Annotated in this window: 17 protein-coding genes and 1 pseudogene; 7 read left to right on the forward strand and 11 right to left on the reverse strand. The window is 61.3% G+C overall.

The window, feature by feature from the left end; translation table 11 throughout:
• Nucleotides 1–158 precede the first annotated feature (158 nt).
• Together CAF73_RS28995 and CAF73_RS29000 are read right to left on the reverse strand one after the other, a co-directional pair.
• On the reverse strand, nt 159–1,082 hold the full coding sequence (locus CAF73_RS28995) for a LysR family transcriptional regulator (RefSeq protein ID WP_085701205.1): 924 nt from the start codon (nt 1,080–1,082) through the stop codon (nt 159–161).
• A gap of 45 nt (nt 1,083–1,127) precedes the next feature.
• Nucleotides 1,128–2,111, reverse strand: a complete 984-nt coding sequence (locus CAF73_RS29000; protein ID WP_085701206.1) for an MBL fold metallo-hydrolase — start codon at nt 2,109–2,111, stop codon at nt 1,128–1,130.
• Nucleotides 2,112–2,355: 244 nt separating this feature from the next.
• Between CAF73_RS29000 and CAF73_RS29005 the strand changes: the two genes are divergently transcribed.
• Complete coding sequence (locus CAF73_RS29005) at nt 2,356–2,757, forward strand: helix-turn-helix domain-containing protein (protein ID WP_085701207.1); 402 nt, start codon at nt 2,356–2,358, stop codon at nt 2,755–2,757.
• Nucleotides 2,758–2,764: 7 nt separating this feature from the next.
• Here the strand turns inward: CAF73_RS29005 and CAF73_RS29010 are convergent, their stop codons facing one another.
• A complete protein-coding gene (locus tag CAF73_RS29010; RefSeq protein WP_085701208.1) occupies nt 2,765–3,334 on the reverse strand; it encodes a flavodoxin family protein in 570 nt (189 codons plus the stop codon).
• Between the two features lie 333 nt (nt 3,335–3,667).
• Here CAF73_RS29010 and CAF73_RS29015 point away from each other — a divergent pair, with 333 nt between their 5' ends.
• Nucleotides 3,668–6,454: a winged helix-turn-helix domain-containing protein gene (locus tag CAF73_RS29015; RefSeq protein ID WP_085705351.1), complete on the forward strand. Its 2,787-nt coding sequence runs from the start codon at nt 3,668–3,670 to the stop codon at nt 6,452–6,454.
• On the opposite strand, the gene CAF73_RS29020 is transcribed toward CAF73_RS29015, so the two are convergent.
• Both CAF73_RS29020 and CAF73_RS29025 read right to left on the reverse strand, forming a co-directional pair.
• Complete coding sequence (locus CAF73_RS29020) at nt 6,416–7,888, reverse strand: winged helix-turn-helix domain-containing protein (protein WP_085705353.1); 1,473 nt, start codon at nt 7,886–7,888, stop codon at nt 6,416–6,418. The two genes, CAF73_RS29015 and CAF73_RS29020, sit on opposite strands and share 39 nt — an antisense overlap.
• Nucleotides 7,889–7,978: 90 nt before the next feature.
• Nucleotides 7,979–8,929, reverse strand: coding sequence for a GlxA family transcriptional regulator (locus CAF73_RS29025; RefSeq protein ID WP_085701211.1), 951 nt, complete (start codon nt 8,927–8,929; stop codon nt 7,979–7,981).
• A 210-nt stretch (nt 8,930–9,139) separates the two neighbouring features.
• On the opposite strand from CAF73_RS29025, the gene CAF73_RS29030 reads away from it, so the two are divergent.
• Entirely contained in the window at nt 9,140–9,862 is a 723-nt protein-coding gene (locus CAF73_RS29030; protein ID WP_085701212.1) for a pirin family protein, read from the forward strand.
• Nucleotides 9,863–9,968: 106 nt separating this feature from the next.
• Here CAF73_RS29030 and CAF73_RS29035 read toward each other — a convergent pair whose 3' ends face one another.
• Nucleotides 9,969–10,844: a LysR family transcriptional regulator gene (locus tag CAF73_RS29035; RefSeq protein ID WP_085701213.1), complete on the reverse strand. Its 876-nt coding sequence runs from the start codon at nt 10,842–10,844 to the stop codon at nt 9,969–9,971.
• A 112-nt stretch (nt 10,845–10,956) separates the two neighbouring features.
• Here CAF73_RS29035 and CAF73_RS29040 point away from each other — a divergent pair, with 112 nt between their 5' ends.
• From CAF73_RS29040 to CAF73_RS29055, 4 genes are all read left to right on the forward strand, one after another.
• Nucleotides 10,957–12,177 carry a YbfB/YjiJ family MFS transporter gene (locus tag CAF73_RS29040; RefSeq protein WP_085705355.1) on the forward strand — a complete coding sequence of 407 codons (1,221 nt, stop codon included), beginning with the start codon at nt 10,957–10,959 and terminating at the stop codon, nt 12,175–12,177.
• 64 nt (nt 12,178–12,241) lie between these two features.
• Nucleotides 12,242–13,240 carry an NAD(P)H-quinone oxidoreductase gene (locus CAF73_RS29045; protein WP_085705357.1) on the forward strand — a complete coding sequence of 333 codons (999 nt, stop codon included), beginning with the start codon at nt 12,242–12,244 and terminating at the stop codon, nt 13,238–13,240.
• A gap of 112 nt (nt 13,241–13,352) precedes the next feature.
• Nucleotides 13,353–14,297 carry an alpha/beta hydrolase gene (locus CAF73_RS29050; RefSeq protein ID WP_085701216.1) on the forward strand — a complete coding sequence of 315 codons (945 nt, stop codon included), beginning with the start codon at nt 13,353–13,355 and terminating at the stop codon, nt 14,295–14,297.
• Between the two features lie 158 nt (nt 14,298–14,455).
• On the forward strand, nt 14,456–14,869 hold the full coding sequence (locus tag CAF73_RS29055; RefSeq protein ID WP_085701217.1) for a VOC family protein: 414 nt from the start codon (nt 14,456–14,458) through the stop codon (nt 14,867–14,869).
• A 57-nt stretch (nt 14,870–14,926) separates the two neighbouring features.
• Here the strand turns inward: CAF73_RS29055 and CAF73_RS29060 are convergent, their stop codons facing one another.
• The 5 genes and pseudogenes from CAF73_RS29060 to CAF73_RS29080 form a co-directional block, all read right to left on the reverse strand.
• Nucleotides 14,927–15,256, reverse strand: a complete 330-nt coding sequence (locus tag CAF73_RS29060; RefSeq protein ID WP_064378879.1) for a hypothetical protein — start codon at nt 15,254–15,256, stop codon at nt 14,927–14,929.
• Nucleotides 15,257–15,330: 74 nt separating this feature from the next.
• On the reverse strand, nt 15,331–16,362 hold the full coding sequence (gene rtcA, locus CAF73_RS29065; RefSeq protein ID WP_085705359.1) for an RNA 3'-terminal phosphate cyclase: 1,032 nt from the start codon (nt 16,360–16,362) through the stop codon (nt 15,331–15,333).
• 8 nt (nt 16,363–16,370) lie between these two features.
• Nucleotides 16,371–17,159 (reverse strand): nucleotidyltransferase domain-containing protein, encoded by a 789-nt coding sequence (locus CAF73_RS29070; RefSeq protein WP_085705361.1) that lies wholly within the window; start codon nt 17,157–17,159, stop codon nt 16,371–16,373.
• Between the two features lie 39 nt (nt 17,160–17,198).
• Nucleotides 17,199–18,425, reverse strand: coding sequence for an RtcB family protein (locus tag CAF73_RS29075; RefSeq protein ID WP_085705385.1), 1,227 nt, complete (start codon nt 18,423–18,425; stop codon nt 17,199–17,201).
• A gap of 238 nt (nt 18,426–18,663) precedes the next feature.
• Nucleotides 18,664–20,210 (reverse strand): annotated as a pseudogene (locus CAF73_RS29080) (RNA-binding protein).
• Nucleotides 20,211–20,262 lie beyond the last annotated feature (52 nt).

Below are 20,262 nucleotides of genomic sequence, written 5' to 3' on the forward strand. Positions count from 1 at the left end.
TCCGATCGAATGGCGGGGCGATGGAGGTATTGAATGGCGCTGAACCGAGGCTGGCTACTGTCAGAAATTACAGGTGCGGGCGGGTTTAAGACGAACGGTCCCCCTATTTGCCACCGATAAAAAAACGGCCCACTGGCCGTTTTCCTGTATCCGAGTAACTAAACCGCCGGAATATCCAGCGACACCGACATGAACTGACTGATCCGCGAACGCAGCCATTTCTCCGCCGGATCGTTGTCATGCACCCCGCTCCACGCCATCGACAGTTGCGCCGCATCAATCGGAAACGGTGGATCTTCAGCCCGCAACGCACACCCCTCAACCAACGCACACGCCGCGTAATCCGGCACGGTCGCGATCATCTCGGTGCCGGCCAGCAGCGCGCGCAAACCGCTGAATTGCGGCACGCCGAGCACCACACGACGGCTGCGACCGACCTTGGCCAGGTCCACGTCGATGTTGCCGCTCAGGTCGCCGGAGAAAGACACCATCGCATGAGGCCGCTCGCAGTATTCATCCAGAGTCAGCGGGCCCGGGCGGTTGTCGCCGCGCAGCACCTTGCACGGAATGTCACGCAGTTTCTTGCGCTTGGCGTTGGCCGGCAGATCGGTGGTGTAACTCACGCCGACGGAGATTTCCCCGGAGGCCAGCAACGTCGGCATCAGCAGGTAGTTGGCACGGCGCACCACGACCACGATCCCCGGCGCCTCTTCCTGCAACTGGCGCAGCAATGGCGGGAACAGACCGAATTCGGCGTCATCCGACAGGCCGATGCGGAACACGTCGCAGCTGGTGGCCGGATCGAACTCCTTGGCCCGACTGACCGCGCCGGAAATCACGTCCATCGCCGGTTGGAGCTCCCGAAGAATCGCCAGCGCCCGCGCCGTCGGCTCCATGCCGCGACCGTTGCGCAGCAACAGTGGATCGTCGAACAGATCGCGCAAACGGCCCAGCGCCGCGCTTACCGCCGGCTGGCCCATGAACAGTTTTTCAGCAACGCGGGTCAGGTTTTTTTCGAACATCAGTGCTTCGAAAATCACCAGCAGGTTCATGTCGACGCGGCGCAGATCATTACGGTTCATAGGGCACGTTTTCCTTGTTTGAGCCTGACGTGAAAGGTGGGCACTTTACTCGATCAGCGGTACTTTGGCCGCGCGTTTGTAGGGGCCGTATTCAACCGGTACCCATTGGAAGTGCTTGTCGACCGCCGTGATGTGGCCGATACCCGGAAACGGCAAATGCGCGGCCGTCACCCAGGTTTTGCTGGCGGCCGCTGCGCTGAACACTGCATGACGGCTTTTGATCGCTTGCTGATTGTTGACGTCAAAACTGATCGACACTTCGGGATGATCGAACTGCACCGCGAGGTTGTGCACCAGGTCGCCCATGAACACGATGCTCTGGTTCTGCGAAGTGAAGCGGTAGGTGGTGCTGCCTGGCGTGTGCCCGGCTTCCAGTGTAGCTTCGACCACACCCGGCAAAGGCGACTGGCCCTCTGCGAACGTCTTGAAGCGCCCGGCCGCCACGTAAGGCGCAGTGGAGTCCTGGGCGATCTTGAAAAACTCCCGGGCACCGGCCGGCGCCTTGGCCATTGCCTGCGGATCAAGCCAGTAATCGGCTTCAGCCTTGGCGGCGTAGACCGTAGCGTTGGCGAAGATCGGCTGTTGCTGGCCGTCGACCAATCCACAAACGTGATCCAGGTGCAGATGGGTCAGCAGAATCGCATCGACCTGTTCAGGCCTGTATCCGGCGGCCTGCATGTTTGCCGAGAGCTGGCCGGCGGTGGCGCCGATGCACTGGCCCGCGCCGGTATCGACCAGAATCAGTTGCTTGCCGGTATTGACCAGAAACGCATTGAACGCGGTCTGCACACCCGGCGTTTCAATCGAGCGACGGGCCAGCAATGCACGGATCTGACTCTGGCTCAGGCCCTGCAACAGTTTCGGCGACAGATCGTTGTAGCCGTCGAATAACGCGGTGACTTCGTAATCGCCCAGTGCCAGACGGAAATAACCAGGTGCCTGAGTACCGATCTGTGGCGCTTGCGCCATGGCACTGCTCATCACACCGGCAAGCGCCAGGCCAGTCACGGCGCTGAACAATCCTTTCATGCGTATCCCCTTGGTCGAGCCCGAAACTGCGGCCCCCAATGGTCCGCCTGTCCTTGCCATCCTGCCCGGCCTGCGCCGCGAGGACTTGCAGCGGTGTGCTGAGTTCAGGTTCAGCCAGCGTAATTAACAACGTTTAACTCGTCAGCCCTCGCCCCTCGCCGAACAATGAAACCCTCTGCGCAACGTTGTTTTTTGAACCAAGGGAAAGCCTGACAGTGCATTCCCCCCGACACGGACCCTGGCCATGGCTCATTCACAACAAACCGTCGCCCTCGCTCCTGCCATCGAACCACGCAGAACCGGTACGGGCGGCCTCAGCCCGCAGCGGGAGCGGCTGGTGAAACAACTGATACTCGAACGCCTGGGCGACAGCCTCGAAGTCACCGAACTGGCCAGCGCCTGCTCACTCTCTCGCAGCCATTTTTCCCGGGCGTTCAAGTGCAGCACCGGGTACTCGCCGCAAGACTGGATCCGTACCCAGCGCATTGCCAGGGCCAAGTTGTTGATCCAGCACACCAACCACAGCCTTACACAGATCAGCCTGGAATGCGGATTCTGCGATCAGGCGCACTTCTGCCACATCTTCACCCGCAGCGAAGGGATCAATCCGTTTGCGTGGCGGTGTCAGGTCATGAAAAACCGCTGAGGCGGTTTCAGTCCCGAGCCATGCGCTGAGCCAGGCGTGCCACCCGCTCGCCCAAGTGTGCGGCGGTCAACTGGTCTTCCGGCGGAGGGGCTTGTTCAGGCGGTTGCTCGACCGAGGATTGGGACATCGCCCCGAGGGAGCTGCCGAGGCGATTCAACTGGCCGTCGAACACCCCTTCGCACGCACGCGCGGGCAGCAGATCGAGCCCGACCCAGATCATTGAATGCTGGGCGGCGAACACCGCCATTTGCAGCAGGGTATTGAGTTTGTCGCCGCACAGGCTGCCGGAATTGGTGAAGCCTGCCGCGAGTTTGTCGCGCCATGGCCGGGCGAGATAGAACGAGGCCGTGGCCTCCATGAATTGCTTGAACGCGGCCGAGGCGCTGCCCATGTAAGTCGGCGCGCCGAAGATGATGGCGTCGGCGCGGTGCAGGTCATCCCAGCGGGTTTCGACGTCTTCCACCGCCAGCAACAGGCAGGTGCTGCCCACGTGGCGCTCCACCCCCTGGGCCACTGCCTGCGCAATGACGCGGGTGTGCCCGTAGCCACTGTGATAGACCACCACTACTTTGCTCATCGCAGCGCCCTCCGGACGTATGCATTCCATTGCCCCGGAGTTTTGGCTCTGACGCGGGCGCGGACGAGTTAATCGTTGTTAATTTTTCCCGGCTGTCGGGTGAGCAGGCACAGGTTCTGCCCTTTAAATACAGTGGTGAAGGCGCTGGATGCCGAGCGGTGCCCGAACGCCTGCCTCTCGCGCAAGTTGCACTGGCGGCAAATCCTGAGGAATATGCCCGGATACTGCGGATCAGACGGCTTGCGTGACCTTCGAGTCGCTCTGCGCCCTGCCCGTCACGGATTCTTCACCCCGACGGATCAGGATCAAAAAAAACGTCGAAGGAGTGAGCGGTTGAGTCTTTCCCCGAATCAGGCCATCGGTTTCGGCCCCTATCGGATCCACCCCGGCCAGCGGCTGGTGCTTGAAGGCGACCAGCCTTTGCGCCTGGGCCGGCGTGCCATGGATATTCTGCTGATCCTGCTGGCCAACGCCGGCGAGGTGGTGAGCAAGCAGCAACTGATCGCCGGGGTATGGCCGGACAGTGTGGTGGAAGACATCAATCTGCGAGTGCACATGGCCGCGCTGCGCAAGGCCCTCGGCGACGGTCAGAACGGCCAGCGCTATATCATCACCGTTGCGCAACGCGGTTACAGTTTCGTCGCGCCGGTCGTGCTGCAATCGATTGAACAACGCCCCGCCGCCACCCACCTCGGCCAGCATAACCTGCCACTGCGTCGCACGCGGATGATCGGTCGCCAGTCGGTGGTCGACAGCCTGATCACCCAACTGCCGCGCCAGCGCTGCATCACCCTGGTCGGCCCCGGTGGCATCGGCAAAACTACCGTGGCCCTGCGCGTCGCCGAGCAACTGATCGGCCGTTATCGCAACGGTATTCGTCTGCTGGATCTGGCACCGCTCGATGACCCTGCTTCGATCTGCTCGCACCTCGCCGCCCTGTTGGATCTTTCGCTGCACGACAGTGAACCGATGGCGTGCCTGATCAACAGTCTGCGGGAGCGGCAGATGCTGCTGGTGATCGACAACTGCGAGCATTTGATCGATGCCGTGGCGTTGCTCAGTGAAAGTATTCTGCGCGGCGCGCCGCAGGTGCATATTCTGGCCACCAGCCGCGAAAGCCTGCGAGCCGAGGGCGAGTATGTGCAGCGCCTGGAGTCTCTTGATTGTCCACCGCCGATTGCGGTGCTCGAACGTGATCAGGCGATGGGGTTTTCTGCGCTGCAACTGTTCGTCGAACGGGCGATGGCGGCCCACGAACACTTTGAGCCGGGCAACGCTGATCTGCCCTCGATCATCGAAATCTGCCGCCGACTGGATGGCATCCCGCTGGCACTGGAACTGGCCGCCGCGCAGGTGGCGGGCCTTGGGCTGGACGGTTTGCTGAGTCAACTTCAGGGGCGGTTGCCGGCAGGCAATCAGACGCGTCTCGGCAGGCACGAAACGCTGCGCGCTACGCTGGACTGGAGCTTCAATCTGCTCAACGCCTGCGAACAGACCGGCCTGCGCCGATTGAGTGTGTTCCGTGGCGCGTTCACGCTGGAATCTGCGGCGGCGGTCATCGTCGGTCAGCACATCGAGCCGAACGAAGTGTTCGCCTCGATCACGCAACTGGTGGCCAAGTCGCTGCTCACCGTAGAGGTCGGTGATGAAGAGGTGTTCTATCGCCTGCTCGACACCACCCGCCGCTATGCACTGGAAAAACTCGATCAGGCTGCCGAACTCGGCGAAACCCGCGAACGCCATGCCGAACGCAGCCTGGCGCTGATGCACCAGGCCCAGGCCGACTGGGAGAACACCGCGACTGAAGTCTGGATCGAGCGCTACGCCCGTAGCCTCGAAGACCTGCGCGCGGCGCTGGACTGGACGCTGAATGACGAAGGCTCGCGCCCTCTCGGCGTTCGACTGACGGCGACCTCGGCGCCGTTGTGGCAAGAGTTGTCTCTGCTAAAGGAGTATGGCGTTCACGTGCGGCGGGCACTCGCATTGCTGGCGTCATCCGACGAGCCCTGCCCGCGACTGGAAATCGCCTTGAAACTGGCCCTCGGCAGCGCCTGCTATCACACCTGGGGCGGCACACCGGAAACCATCGAAGCCTTCGTCAGCGCCCGTCTGCTGGCGCAACGGCACGACGACATGGCCGGGCAATTGCGCGCCATATCGGGGCACATGGCGGTCAATCTCAGTTGCGGGCATTACCAGATGGCGCTGGAGCAGAGCGAGCAATTCGAAAGCCTCGGCGTGCACGGCGATGCGCAGTTGTCCTTGAGTACCCACCGCTTGCGGGTGCTCGCGCTGCATTACGCCGGCGATCAGCATCAGGCGCGGATCCACGCCGAACAGGTGATCCAGCGCATGGCCCACAGCGGCCACCTCAACCGCTTCACGCACGGTTTCGGCGTGCAATACGATCAGAGCGTTGCCTCGCTGACCGTCCTCGCCCGGGTGCTGTGGCTGCAAGGTTTTCCCGAGCAGGCCTGGCGCACGGCGCGGCAGGCGCTGGACATCGCGGTGCAGATCAACCACGGCACCTCGATCTGCTACACCCTGGCACTCGCCTCGTGCCTGATCGCCCATTACAACGGCGATGTGCAGAACGCTCGCGCGCTGCTGCAACTGCTGCTCGAACAGGCGCAGAAGCATTCGGTGCTGCTGTTCTACACCTGGGCGCGGCACTACGCGCAGGTGATCGACGCCGACAAGGCCCCCGCCACCCCGCCCGCCGATAGCGGTCTGGTCAGGGAGATCATGGTCACGCTGGATCCGGTTTTCGTTGATGATGCCTTGCTCGAACGAGCACAAAGCGGAGCGGCCGGCTGGAGCACTGCGGAGATTTTGCGGGCCCGCGCCGAGCGATTGCTGGCGGCTGAATCGCCCTGCCATCACACGGTCGAAAGCGCCTTGCAGCAATCCCTTGAAATTGCCCGGGCACAAGGCGCACTGGCCTGGGAACTGCGCAGTGCAACGTCGCTGGCTCGGTTGTGGCAGCGCCAGTCGCGTTTGCGTGAAGCACTCCAATTGCTGACACCGATCTACCAGCGCTTCACCGAAGGCTATGCCACCCCCGATTTGCGCAAAGTGCGCTTACTGCTCGACGAATTGGGCGGTCAGCCGGCCGCGTGAAGCTGGCCGTGTGCGGCCAAGGTAACGCGCGTGCCGACGCTCGACATCGTTCAGTTCGCCGCTCTGCTCGAGTTGCTCGCGGGCGTATCGGCGCGTGGTGTTGAGCATTCGATAGCGCAGTGTTCCGCTGGATCGATCCATTGTCAGCAGCGACTTGGATGCCAACTGTTCAACCACAGCCACCAGCGTCGAGGGTGGTAATTGGGCACAACTGATCACGCCGATGGCGGCGTCCAGGGTGAATGCCATCTTGAACACCGATAACCTTTGCAGCACACGTTTTTCCTGCTCGCTCAAGCGCTGATAGCTCCAGTCCAGCGCAGCCTTCATCGACTGATGGCGTGGCACGGCGGTGCGGCGACCGTGACTCAGGACTTGCAGACCTTGATCCAGTTGCGTCTGAAGGCCGACCAGCGCCAGCGCATCGATCTGCGCCGCTGCCAGTTCGATCGCCAGCGGCAGGCCGTCGAGTCGTCGACAGATATCGCGCACCGTTTCCAGATCCTGCTCACGCAGACCGAACCCGTGTTGACGCGCACGGGCACGACTGACAAACAACTGCACCGCCGAATAGCCCATGACCTCATCGACGCTGTTAAGCGCCGTGGCTTTGGGAAGGGTCAGGGACGGCAGTGGTTGCAATACTTCCAGACCGAGACGCAACGGTTCGCGGCTGGTGGCAAGAATCGACAGACGGGGGGCAACGTCGAGCAACGTTTCCAGCAGGCTCCGGCAGGCTTCGTGCAGGTGCTCGCAGTTGTCCAGCACCAGCAAGGCGTGGCGCGCGGCCAGTGTGGGGAAGTCGATGTCGAGGGTTTTCAGCAGGTGATCGAGGAGCGGAGTATCTTCGTCGACCAGCGACAGATCCACCTGCCAAACGCCGTCACGAAAATGTTGCAGCAGCAATTCCGCTGCGCGCAGCGCCACGGTGCTTTTGCCGACGCCGGCAGGTCCCGTCACCGTCAGGAGCCGGGACAACGGCAGTTGCCGGACCAGACCGCCGACCAGTGAGTCGCGCCCGGTGACCGGCGTCAGCCGTGCGGGCAAGTTGTGCTGGGGCGCTTGCAGGCTTTCGAAAACCACCTGAGCAACGCTGTCGCCCTGCACCGGTGCCACGAAGCTGTACCCGCATTGCGGCACATTGACGATGTAGCGTTGACCGTTCTCGCCGTCGCCGAGGGCCCGGCGCAACGCGGCAATGTGCACCCGCAGGTTGATCTCCTCGACCACCGAGGTCGGCCACACCAGAGCAATCAACTGCTCTTTGCTGACCACCCGCCCGGCGCGCTCGACCAGCACCTGCAGAATGTCCAGCGCACGACCGCCCATGCGCAATTGCCGATCCCCTTCGAGGATCAGCCGTTGACGCAAATGGAACGCGTACGGCCCGAAACGCAGGACCGACGCCGAGTTCAATTCGTTGAGGCTGTTCATGTCCGTTATCTTCGCAGGCCTCGATGACGGAACAACCACCATGCGGGGTCCAACACGGACATCCGGATGCCCGTAACGGACAGAACCGCTCTAGCTGAACTGTTCGCGATATTGCGTGGGGGTCAGCCCGAGCTTTTCGCCGAACAGGAAACGCATGTGCCGCACGCTGCCGAAACCGCTTTTATAGGCAACGGTCTTCAACGGAAGATCACTGGTTTCCAGCAGGTTGCGCGCGCAATCGATGCGCGCACTTTGCAGGAATTCCATGGGTGTCATGTTGACCTCGCGGGCAAACACCCGAGCGAAGTGTCGTGCACTCATGTTCGCAAGACTTGCCATGCGCTCGACAGTGAAAGCTTCCTCCAGATGCTCCAGCACATGGTTCTGCACCCGGGTAATCGGTGTTTGCTGGGGCGCCACTGCTGCCATCAACGGGCTGAACTGCGCTTGTCCGCCCTGACGTTTCATCACCACCAGCAACACCTTGGCCACGTCCTGGGCAATCTTTTTGCCATGATCGCGAGCGACCACCGCCAACGCCATATCGATGCCGGCCGTGACGCCCCCGGACGTGATCAGATTGCGATCCTCGACAAAAATCTGGTCAGTTGCGACGTTTGCCATTGGAAAGCCCTTGATCAGGCGTTCGGTGTAATTCCAGTGGGTGGTTACACGGTAGCCGTCGAGCAAACCGGCGTGTCCAAGCACGAAGGCACCGGTACAGATCGAGCCATATTGCCCGGCACGCGTGACCGCACCCTGCAGCCAGGCGAGCAACGGCGGGTGTTTTTCGTTGTAGGCGCCGGGGCCGCCCGGCACCAGCAACAAGTCATAACGCTCATCGGCTTCGTCGATGTGCCGATCGGCGTGCACGAGGACGCCATTGGACGCACGCAACGGCCCGTGCTCGGTGCCCAGGGTCGTCAGGTGATAGTGGGCTTGCGGTTTCAGGTAACGGTTGGCAACTGAAAAGACCTCCAGCGGCCCGGCCATGTCGAGCAGCAGAAACTCCGGGAACAGCACCATTGCCACGGTCTTCATGGGGGTATCACCAAAATCCATGCAAAATCATAAGTCTGCGCATTATGGCCGGATACGCTGGAGCCGTCGGAAAGAATACGTGATCCAGTGCACACAACTGTCAACTCAAAAGGGACAGTATTTCAATTTTCATCTACTTATTGCATCCCAGGGTTACCAGTAACCTTCTCCTCACTCGGACGAATCAACGTCCTGAAAGGAGATTTCATCATGCTGACCCTTCGTAAAGCTTCCGACCGCGGTCTGGCCAATCATGGCTGGTTGAAGTCGTTCCACACCTTTTCCTTCGCCAGCTACCGTGACCCGCGTGAACAGGGTTTCTCCGACCTGCTGGTGATCAACGATGACCGCGTCGCCGCCGGCAAGGGCTTCGGCCAACACCCCCACCGGGACATGGAGATTTTCTCCTATGTGCTCGAAGGCGCCCTGGAACACAAGGACACCCTCGGCACCGGCTCGGTGATTCGCCCCGGCGATGTGCAACTGATGAGCGCCGGCAGCGGCGTGGCCCACAGCGAGTTCAACCATTCGGCGACCAAACCTGTGCACTTCCTGCAGATCTGGATCGTACCGGACGTCAGCGGCGCGAAACCGCGTTACCAGCAAGAGCACTTCAGCGAGCAGAAAAAACGCGGTCGTCTGCAACTGATCATCTCGCCCGAAGGCAACCACGGCTCGCTGAAAGTGCGCCAGGATGCACGGGTGTATGCCGGGCTGTTCGATGGCGAGGAAAGTGCCACCCTCAAGCTGCCTGCCAACCGCTTCGCCTATGTTCACGTCGCTCGCGGCAGCGTTGAACTCAACGGCCTGCAGTTGAAGGAAGGCGACGGCGTACGGGTTCGTGAAGAGCAGGCACTGACCCTGAGCAATGGCCAGGACGCCGAAGTCCTGGTGTTTGATCTGCGCCCGCAGGAACTGCCGGAAATGCCATGATTCGATGGTTTCATCGCTCGAAAAAAACGGCCTTCATTGAAGGCCGTTTTTCATTCTGCAGGCAAGATCGCCAACTGATGTAGCCGTCTTGCACCGCCTCAATGAACTACTCATTCTCCAGTACGAACGCTTCGACAATGTGTTCGATCACCGCCCTGACCCGCGCGGTATGGCGCAAATCCGCATGGGTCACCAGCCACACCTCATAAGGCAGCGGCCGCGTGCGCTCCGGCCACAGTCTGACCAGACCATCGCGCTCGCCCATGTAAACCGGTATTTCTCCTACACCCAGACCAGCGGCAATCGAGCGTCGTACCAGCAAGCTGGAACTCAGACCGGCGACGATCCGCCCGCGAGTCACGGGCTCGTTCACCAAAGTCAGGTCCTTGTTGCCTTGCAGATACGGCTGGTACACCACCAGATCATGGCCCTCGAATGCACTGCCCGGCGCCGGCACGCCATGGTGGTCGACATAGGCCTGCGAAGCGAACAACCCCACCGGCCAACGCGCGATGCGCCGGGCGATCAGGTCCGGGTTGTCCGGGCGGGTGTTGCGCACGGCGATGTCCGCTTCTCGTTTGGCCAGGCTGAGGATCTGCGTGGAAGCGTCCAGCTGCACGCGCACGTCCGGATGCTGGTCGTGCAACTGCGCAATGGCCGGGATCAGGAAATCGATGGCCAGTGAATCGGTGGTGCTGACCCGAACGCTGCCGGTCAGGCGATCGTCCAGGCCCTGGATACGCCGCTCCAGCTCGAGCGCCGAATGCTCCATTTTTTCCACTGACTTGAGCGCGGCTTCACCGACTGCCGTCAACGCATAGCCCTCGGAGGTGCGCAGAAACAAAGTCGCGCCCAGCGACTTTTCCAGCGCCGTGATGCGTCGCCCGACCGTCGCCTGATCCACGCCCAGCACGCGCGCAGCGCCGCGTAATGTCGACTCGCGGCAGACCGCAAGAAAGACCCTTGCATCATCCCAGTTCATAACATTCCCCATTGATGCATAAACGCATCATAACTACGCAAACTCGCTGCATTAACGCAGCAACGATAGCCGATATGCTGGGCGCCATAAACCTTTCCGCAGGACCGCCATCATGCGCACTTCAACTGCTTCGCCCGAACGCCCGGACACGAGTGTCTGGCTGGCGATCTTCGCCGGACTCTGCGCCAGCCTGGTCAGCATCGGACTGGCGCGTTTCGCCTACACACCGCTGATCCCTTCGCTGATTCAGGCGCAATGGTTTTCCGCCCATGATGTGGTTTACCTCGGCGCGGCCAACCTGGTCGGTTACCTGATCGGCGCCCTCCTCGGTCGCCCGCTGGCACGCCGGGTCACCCAGAGAACAGCTCTGCGCCTGATGATGCTGGCGGTGACCGTGGCGTTTTTTGCCTGTGCATACCCCGTATCGGTGAGCTGGTATTTCGGCTGGCGCCTGCTGTCCGGCATCGCGGGCGGCGCGATCATGGTGCTGGTGGCCGCGACTGTATTGCCCCATGTGCCTGCCGCGCGCAAGGGCCTGGCCAGTGGTGCGATTTTCCTCGGCATCGGTCTGGGCATCGCCGGCTCCGGCACGATCGTCCCCCTGCTGTTGAGTCTGGGCCTGCAAGCGACATGGCTGGGACTGGGCGCGCTGTCGCTGGCACTGACGGCATTGAGCTGGTTCGGCTGGCCTTCTGAGCTGCCCCAAGCAATTACTACAACGACTCAGGTGGATCCGGCAGAACCCACACCGCCTGCGGTGTATCTGTTGTTTGCCCAGTACGCGTTCATGGCCGCCGGGCTGGTGCCAGCCATGGTTTTCCTGGTGGATTACGTCGCCCGTGGGCTGGGCGCCGGGGCGCACGTCGGCGCGCTGGTCTGGGTCATGTACGGTCTGGGCGCCATCGTCGGCCCGGTGAGCTATGGTTTTCTCGCCGACCATCTCGGTGCGCGGACCGGCATTCGTCTGGTGCTTGTGATACAGGCGATCACTCTTGGCTTGCTGGCCGTTTCGCATTCGTTCGTGGCGCTGGCACTGCTGGCGGTTGTGCTCGGTTCGTTTCCGCCGGGCATTGTCCCGCTGGCGTTGGCCCGGGTGCATGAGCTGGTACCGGATCATCATCGCCAACAGGTGGCGTGGAGCCGCGCCACGGTGTCGTTCGCCACGTTTCAGGCGCTGGCCGGTTTCGCCTATTCGGCGCTGTTCAACGCCACAGGTGGACAGCATGTGCTGCTCTTCGTGATTGCCGGCGGTGCCATCGTGATCGCACTGATACTTGAGCACGTCATGAAACTGCTGCCCTCCTCGATCGAACAACGCCGCTGCGCCCATTGACGGGAATCATTAGGCCCTGACTGCGCTCCCATCTACTGATCACTTGTTTCAAGAGGAATTGAAAATGACATTGCCCACTGAAATGACCCGCATCGAAATCACCGAACCGGGCGGGCCCGAAGTTCTGCAATCCCGACGCGTGCCGCTGCCGATTGCTTCAGAAGGCGAAATACTGATCCGCGTGCACGCCGCCGGCATCAATCGCCCGGACGCTTTGCAACGCGCCGGCAAGTACCCGATGAAACCCGGCATGAACCCGATTCCGGGCCTTGAAGTGGCCGGCGAGGTTGTGGCGATTGGCAGCGGTGTCAGCAGATTTGCGGTGGGTGACCGGGTCTGCGCGCTGACCAACGGCGGAGGATATGCCGAGTACTGCACAGTCCCGGCCGGCCAGGCCCTGCCAATCCCCGATGGGCTGGACTGGATTCAGGCAGCGGCAATTCCGGAAACCTTTTTCACGGTGTGGGCCAATCTGTTCGGCCTCGGCGGCGCCAGCCGTGGTCAGCGCGCCCTGATCCATGGCGGCACCAGTGGCATCGGCACCACCGCGCTGATGCTGTGCCGCGAGTTTGGCATCGAAGCCTTCGCCACCGCCGGCAGCGCGGACAAATGCGCAGTGATCCGCAGTCTGGGCGGCGAAGCCATCAACTACCGGGAACAGGATTTCGCGACTGTTATCGCCGAGAAAACCGCCGGCCAGGGCGTTAATGTGATCCTCGACATCATGGGCGGCTCGTACCTCAACGGGAACATCAGCGCCTTGGGGATGGATGGGCGGCTGGTGATGCTCGGTTTCCTCGGTGGCGCGCGAGCCAATGACATCGATCTGCTGGCGATCCTCGGCAAGCGTGCGGTAGTCACCGGTTCCCTCCTGCGTGCCCGGACCTCTGCGGAAAAGGCAGCCATCGCCGATCAATTGCGCGAACACGTCTGGCCGGTGTTGGCCGCCGGACGCTGCCTGCCGATCATCGACCAGATCTTCCCGCTCGCCGAAGCGGCCAAAGCCCATGCGCGCATGGAAGCGGGCGACCACATCGGCAAGATCGTGCTGAAGTTCAACTGAGTCGTTGCAGCATTTTGTAATCGTTGCAGGCGTGCGGCGGTCGAAAATGTCACGCGCCGGTCAAGGCATCTGGTAAAAAGCGTTCTTTGTCCACGCCGTGGTGAAACGTTTAATGTTCCTTGCCTTCATGACCCGACTTCGACGCCGCCGTCTGGCGTTCGCCTGCATGGCTGCCCTGATCATCGGCGTGCCGGCGAGTTGTGCCGTGCTGGAACACACCGAACGCAAACTCTTGTTTCGCATCGAACCGGGCACCGCCGGCTGGTATCACGGATTGCCCGGCAGCGTGCAGGAACTCGACCTGCAACCGAAAAGCTTCAAGGCCGGGCAAAACATTCACGCCTGGTGGTGGCCGGCGGAACGTGCCGATGCGCCGGCCATCCTTTATCTGCACGGCGTACGCTGGAATCTGACCGGGCAACTGTTCCGTATCGAGCAACTGCGCGCGGCGGGTTATTCGGTATTGGCCATCGACTATCGCGGCTTCGGCCAAAGCCGTGGTGATCTGCCGTCGGAAAGCACGGTTTACGAAGATGCCCGTGTGGCCTGGGAACGCTTCCAGCTGTTGCAACCTGATCCGAACAAACGCCTGATCTACGGCCACTCGCTGGGGGGCGCGGTCGCCGTCGACCTGGCTGCCGAACTCGGCCGCGATGCCGCCAGAAATCACACCCCATTGCCGGTGCGCGGACTGGTCATCGAATCCACCTTCACTTCATTGGCGGATGTAGCGGCAGCCGTGGCCAACACCTCCCTTCCAGTCCGTTGGTTGCTGTCGCAGAAGTTCGACTCCATCGACAAGATCGCCGAGATCCACATGCCGTTGCTGGTGGTACACGGTCTTGCCGATGCGTTTGTGCCGTCACGTTTCAGCGAGCAACTGTTCGCCGCCGCCCGGCAGCCGAAACACCTGCTGCTGGTGCCCGGCGCAACGCACAACAACAGCATGGCGCTGGGCGGACAGAACTATCGCAAAGCGATCGATGCGCTGATGCAAACCCGACCTGTCGCCCGGGTGGCGGGCGCAGCGGTGCAGAAGAACCCGCGCGACTCCTGACGCCCTCTGCGCAGACCATCGGTCGCCCCGACAGGAAATTCTTGCAGCATCGGCTGGCAAACCGGCGTTCCAACGCTTTGCTGGATGGAGTCAATCCATGATGCTGTTTCGGCACACCCGGCCGCGCAGCGTTCCACTGCCTATTCGGGAGCACTACCATGAAAATCAACCCGTACCTGATCTTCAACGGCGATTGCCGCGCAGCTTTCACGTTTTACGAGCAATGCCTGCAAGGCAAGCTCGAAGCAATGATGACCTTCGGCGAAACCCCAGCCGCCGAACATGTGCCCAAAGAGCATCACAACCTGATCATCCACACCTGCCTGAAAGTCGGTGACCAGATGCTCATGGCTTCGGACACCACACCCGACCGCCCGACCCAAGGCATGAGCGGATGCTCGATTTCGCTGAATGTCGACAGCATCGCCGAGGCCGAACGAGTGTTTAACGCGCTGGCCAGAGACGGTCGCATCGACATGCCGCTGGAAGCCACCTTCTGGGCCGCCCGCTTCGGCATGCTGGTGGATCGTTTTGGCGTGTCGTGGATGGTCAATTGCGAAAGTGACAAATGATGCTGTCATTGCACCGGACATGAAAAAGCCCGACCTCTTCAGGTCGGGCTTTTTCGTTCAACGTTGGGCCAACTCGTGCCGAACGCACTGTTCGTAATAGGTCTGCTTGACGGCCGCCGGCTTGAGCCGCGACGCGCTGTCGTAGGTCTGCTCGGTGATGCCCATGGCGGTCATGCGCATCCAGGGTTGCTGAAACTTGCGCGCCTGCAAGCGCTTGCGTGCGCCATACAGGGAAATCCCGGACAGCTTCGACTGTTGTGCGCCGGCGGCGATGTCCGACCCCCAGGTACAAGCAAAACGATGGCTCTTGCTCAGTTCCCTGGCCTGGGCCTCCACCGCGAACAGAGCGAGGGAAAGCGTTGCTACGGTGATGACAATCGTCCGCATATAGCCCACCTAACCTTTTGAAAAAAGGCGAGTTTGCCGGGACCGGAAACATTCGGGGGCCAGCAATTTGCCGCCTATTGCTTTCGTGCGCGAACTTCAACCCTCAACCGGGATGCGCCCTCTTCCTCGCACTGGATGACGATCGGTACAAAACGCTCGATCACCGAAATGTTGCTGTGCAAATGCTCGGTCATCCTGGGCGTGGTAAGCGATCCACCTCCGGCCAGCACCATCGGCAACAGCAACTGGTCCGCCAGATGTTCTGCCACCGCTGCACCGCTGTGCAACCAATCGGCCGCCTGATCGATCACGGCGTCCGCCACCTTCTCCGAACGCAGAGACGCTTGACCGAAAGCGCTGAAAACTTCGGTGACGTGTTCAAACGCATATTCCAGCAGCAACACGTTGCCCGGTCCGCAGGCCGGATCAAGAATGACCGCGTTCAACTCCGCTGACGCCATGTTCAATCGCTGGGCCACCCTTTCGAGCTCGCGGACACCAACACTCGGCGCCAGTCCCGCCGTCAGCGCACACGCCTGTTGCGAGAGCGGCAAGCCGCGCTCGCACAGGTGCAGTGCTGACAACTTCGATGGTTGCACCCTGACGTCGATTTCACCGCCACCCGCCGGTACGAACCCGTGGCGCAGCAACGTCAGTTCAACCTCCGCGCCCATCCGTCGCAGCAGCGGTAACCAGCTGCGGCTGAGAAAGTCGGTCGGTGGCGCCAGCGGATTATGCGTGCCGCCGCTGATCCGCACGCGGCTGGCTTGCGGCGCAAGCAATAAAGCGGGCAGCAAGGTCTGCAACACCAATGTGCAACTGCCGGCGGTTCCAATGGCAAAGCGAAAATCGCCACCGCGAATCGGCCCCGGCTCGAAGCTCAATGTCTGCGAGCCCAGCTCAGCCCCCTGGATCTTTGCACCACAGACTTGAGCCGCCGCCGTCACGGCGGTCAGGTGCTGGCGCAACAGTCCGGGACGACTGCGTCTGGCCCGAATCCGCTCGATGCGAAACGCCTGGCCCGTCACCATCGACAGACTCAGCGCACTGCGCAACACCTGGCCACCACCGATGGCGCCGTCCAGTTCAATAACGTCCTGTTTCATTTTTTTCCTTATGCGTACAAACCAACGGTTTCCCGCAGGTATCGATCGAGCTGCCGCGAATCTTCCCGGGTTCTTGGCAATGCCGGCACCGCACGCTCGAGTTCCGCCTCGATGAACGCATGCAATGCCGGACGACGAGGACCGTAAGCGCTCTCGTTGGCATTGCGTTTGAGCGCGAGCAGTTCGTCGACTTCATCGAGCAATGCACGATCATCGACGGTACTCAGCAGATCGCTGAACGTCATCGGCGGCCGACCACGCCCCTGATCGATCCAGCGCACCGCCAGCAGCGGCCGCAGTACGTAGAAATACTTCTTGAACCGCACGCTTTCACCCTGCAGATAACCACGGAAGTTCTTCTTCGCCATCGACAGATAATGATTGCGCGCGGCTGGCGGGCTGTAGAACGCCTCGGCCAGCGCCCGCAGTTGCGCAACCGCTGCGGTCTCGCTGCGATAAACCAGCGGGGAGTCGAGCCACTCCAGCAAGGTCGGGTTGGATTTGCGCAACAGCCCGAGGGTCTTGCGCAGCTCCCAGCCACTGACATCCAGCTCGTCATCCAACGGCCGCTCGATGACATCACCTGGCGCATCGACCTGGACGAACCACTCCGGTTTCTCTACATAAACGAAGCGCACATCGTAATCACTGTCCGGCGAGGCAAAACCCCAGGCCCGGCTGCCTGATTCGCAGGCATACAGCACCGTGACATTGCGCTCACGCTCTATGCGCGCCAGTTCTTCCAGCACCCGGGCGCGCATGGCGCTGCACAGTGGATGTCGTTCTTCGAACTTCATGTCTTTCAATCCTTGTTCCGGCGCGCCTTTCGGCACGCGCTATCCCTTGACGCACACCACCTGACGCAGGGTGTGCAGCACTTCAACCAGCTCACGCTGGGCGTGCATGACTTTGTCGATGTCCTTGTAGGCCATCGGAATTTCATCAATCACCGCAGCATCCTTACGGCATTCAACATGCGCGGTGGCGCGGATCTGATCTTCGACGGTGAAGGTGTTTTTGGCCTTGGTACGGCTCATGGTCCGACCGGCACCGTGGCTGCAGGAGCAAAACGATTCTTCGTTGCCCAGACCACGCACGATGAAACTCTTGGCGCCCATCGAACCGGGAATGATCCCCAACTCGCCCTTCTTCGCTGACACCGCGCCTTTGCGGGTGACCAGAATGTCCTCGCCGAAATGCCGCTCTTTCTGCACGTAGTTGTGGTGGCAGTTCACCGCTTCCAGCGCGACTTCGAACGGCTTGCGGATGATCTGCCGCGTGGCCTGAATCACCGCTCGCATCATCAGCGCCCGGTTCTGCTTGGCGAAATCCTGGGCCCAGCCCACGGCTTCCACGTAATCATCGAAGTGCCGGCTGCCTTCTTCGAAATACGCCAGATCACGATCCGGCAGGTTGGCGATGTGCTGGCGCATATCCGCCTGGGCCATCTGGATGAACAGGTTGCCGATGGCGTTGCCGACACCGCGCGAGCCGCTGTGCAACATAAACCAGACCCGGTCGGCCTCATCCAGGCACACTTCGATGAAGTGATTGCCGCTGCCCAGTGTTCCGAGGTGCCCGCGATTGTTGGTGTTGGCCAGTTTCGGGTACTTGTCGGTGATCGCCTTGAACCGTGGGTTCAGCGCCGCCCAGGCCTGATCCGCCTGTTGCGGAATCTCGTCCCAGGCGCCTTTGTCACGGCGCGATCGGGTCGAACTGCGGCCATGAGGCACCGCTTGCTCGATGGCACTGCGCAGGCCATGCAGGTTGTCCGGCAGATCGGCCGCGGTCAGCGAGGTGCGCGCGGCAATCATGCCGCAACCGATGTCCACCCCGACCGCTGCCGGGATGATCGCGCCGACCGTGGGAATCACGCTGCCGATGGTCGAGCCCTTGCCCAGATGGACGTCCGGCATGACAGCCAGATGCTTGAAGATGAAGGGCATCTTCGCCGTGTTCATCAACTGCTCGCGCGCCTCGTTTTCCACCGGGACGCCCTCAGTCCAGAGCTTGATCGGTTTGCCGTTGACGACTTCCAGCAGTTGGTAAGTGTGTTCTTTCATCATCTCGATTCTTCAGGTAGTTCCACCGGTATTCGCCGGCAGATTCAAAAAAGGTGGCACGACAAAGGTTGGTGACTGTTGCGCGTTACCGCGCACCGGGATTAGCCGGCCTCAGATGTACAGCCATCGGCATTCGTGCCGTCACGCGCACTGACAAGGGTTTGGTGAGACGTCTTGGATGTAGTCCCACCGGCATTCAGTGCCCGTGACAAATCAATTCATTGGGTGGCTGATTGCCTCATCCCATGCATTCAATCGCTTCGACCCAGTGCTGCGGTCCGTACCGGCCGGCAGTGAACTGCTCGATCACATCAAACACCGCATCACTGAAACCGCCGACATTCAGGATGTCGTCACGATCCGCCACCGGTGTCGCCCAACCTGGTTGCAGGTCAATGCAAATCAGGCGTGCCTGCGGGTTGATCCGCTTTATTCGCTCCCATTGCAACATTGTCTCGCTGGCGCCCTGACGTCGCGCATCGATCCAGGATTCGTTGTCCGACACCATGAGCAACGTATCGACCCTGGCCTTGCTGTCCGCCAGTTTCTTCAACGGCGCCGAGCAGCAGGTTCCGCCGCCGAAAATGCCCGCAAGTTTTTCGGCATTGCTGATCACACTGTCGGGCGGGTTGAGGGTGATATCCACCACCTTCCATTCGAACGGCATCACCCGTGCCGTCGGCTGTTTACGCAACACCGCCGCCGTAATCAGCGCCGCCACATCGATGCAGCGCACCGCGGTGGTCGCGCCCTGACGATAACCGGTCAGCGGGCTACCCATGGATCCGGAAACATCCGGGCAAACCACCACAGCCCCCTGAAGCTTCGGCACATTGGCCAACGACAGCTCCAGCGCATCCTGCAAAGCCTCGCGAATCAGCGCCGGCACGTCATCGCCGACCATCCGGTACGCTGCCAGCAACTGGTACGGATACACCCGTGCCCTGACCACTGCTTCGGGATCCGCCAACCGTGCGGCCACGGTTTCGGTGCAACCCGTCACTTCAAAAGCACCATGGCGCGCAAGCGTATTGAGGTTGATCCGCAGCCCCTGCCAGCCCATGTTTCGCGCCTGCTCTGCCCATTGTTCCTTGCTCAACGTTTCGTTACCGAGCAATTGAAAAGGCACTTCAGGCACTTGATCACTCGCTCCGCTGCGAAATGCCAGCACATCGCGAGTCAATCCGGGCAACGCCTGTGCATCAACCGGTTTGCCGATCACCCAGGCAAAAAACGCTTCGCGCCAGGCCTCGGACGGTTTTGGGTGAACCATCTTCACCACATCCGCCAGCGAAGGCTGATTGCCGATCGATGCCTGCAAGAGCTGGCGTTCGGTCGCGCTGTTCAGCCAGTTCTGCACCAGACGCTTGGGCTGAGAACCCAGGGAGCTGCGACCGGTGGCGCCACTGCGCAGGATTTGCACGAAATTGCGCAGCATTTTGCCGCTGTCCACGACCTTCTCGAACACCTCCGGCACCAGAGCCGAACGCTGAGCGGCCAGCGCCGCCAGCAACAAGGCCGGCATGTCTTTCATGTGTCCTTTTTGGCGAGCGTAAAGAGCGGCTTTTGCCACGAAGCGGCTGTCCAGCTCCGCAACCAGCTTCAACACCTGATCCAACTGACTTTGAGCAGATGCGTAAAAGGTCGAATTCAGGCAACCGGTGACAGCCAGCTGAGCCAGTTGATGCTTGGGTGTGTAGGCATAAGCCGCGGCACCGGAAGCATTCAAGGCGTCGCACGCCGGCAGGCTTTCGATTGCGTATTGAAGAGGTTGAAATTGGCCATTCGTGGCGTCTCGCTATGTTGTCCTGTTCGTTGCGACAGGTGTTGCAGTCGC

It is taken from the genome of Pseudomonas sp. B15(2017) (genome assembly GCF_002113215.1).
Classification (GTDB): Bacteria; Pseudomonadota; Gammaproteobacteria; order Pseudomonadales; family Pseudomonadaceae; genus Aquipseudomonas.

What these genes read in the sequence shown, in the direction of transcription:
- CAF73_RS28995 (WP_085701205.1), bottom strand. Translation starts at nt 1,082, where the DNA reads ATGAACCGTAATGATCTGCGCCGCGTCGACATGAACCTGCTGGTGATT.
- CAF73_RS29000 (WP_085701206.1), bottom strand. Translation starts at nt 2,111, where the DNA reads ATGAAAGGATTGTTCAGCGCCGTGACTGGCCTGGCGCTTGCCGGTGTG.
- CAF73_RS29005 (WP_085701207.1), top strand. Translation starts at nt 2,356, where the DNA reads ATGGCTCATTCACAACAAACCGTCGCCCTCGCTCCTGCCATCGAACCA.
- CAF73_RS29010 (WP_085701208.1), bottom strand. Translation starts at nt 3,334, where the DNA reads ATGAGCAAAGTAGTGGTGGTCTATCACAGTGGCTACGGGCACACCCGC.
- CAF73_RS29020 (WP_085705353.1), bottom strand. Translation starts at nt 7,888, where the DNA reads ATGAACAGCCTCAACGAATTGAACTCGGCGTCGGTCCTGCGTTTCGGG.
- CAF73_RS29025 (WP_085701211.1), bottom strand. Translation starts at nt 8,929, where the DNA reads ATGAAGACCGTGGCAATGGTGCTGTTCCCGGAGTTTCTGCTGCTCGAC.
- CAF73_RS29030 (WP_085701212.1), top strand. Translation starts at nt 9,140, where the DNA reads ATGCTGACCCTTCGTAAAGCTTCCGACCGCGGTCTGGCCAATCATGGC.
- CAF73_RS29035 (WP_085701213.1), bottom strand. Translation starts at nt 10,844, where the DNA reads ATGAACTGGGATGATGCAAGGGTCTTTCTTGCGGTCTGCCGCGAGTCG.
- CAF73_RS29040 (WP_085705355.1), top strand. Translation starts at nt 10,957, where the DNA reads ATGCGCACTTCAACTGCTTCGCCCGAACGCCCGGACACGAGTGTCTGG.
- CAF73_RS29045 (WP_085705357.1), top strand. Translation starts at nt 12,242, where the DNA reads ATGACATTGCCCACTGAAATGACCCGCATCGAAATCACCGAACCGGGC.
- CAF73_RS29050 (WP_085701216.1), top strand. Translation starts at nt 13,353, where the DNA reads ATGTTCCTTGCCTTCATGACCCGACTTCGACGCCGCCGTCTGGCGTTC.
- CAF73_RS29055 (WP_085701217.1), top strand. Translation starts at nt 14,456, where the DNA reads ATGAAAATCAACCCGTACCTGATCTTCAACGGCGATTGCCGCGCAGCT.
- CAF73_RS29060 (WP_064378879.1), bottom strand. Translation starts at nt 15,256, where the DNA reads ATGCGGACGATTGTCATCACCGTAGCAACGCTTTCCCTCGCTCTGTTC.
- rtcA (WP_085705359.1), bottom strand. Translation starts at nt 16,362, where the DNA reads ATGAAACAGGACGTTATTGAACTGGACGGCGCCATCGGTGGTGGCCAG.
- CAF73_RS29070 (WP_085705361.1), bottom strand. Translation starts at nt 17,159, where the DNA reads ATGAAGTTCGAAGAACGACATCCACTGTGCAGCGCCATGCGCGCCCGG.
- CAF73_RS29075 (WP_085705385.1), bottom strand. Translation starts at nt 18,425, where the DNA reads ATGAAAGAACACACTTACCAACTGCTGGAAGTCGTCAACGGCAAACCG.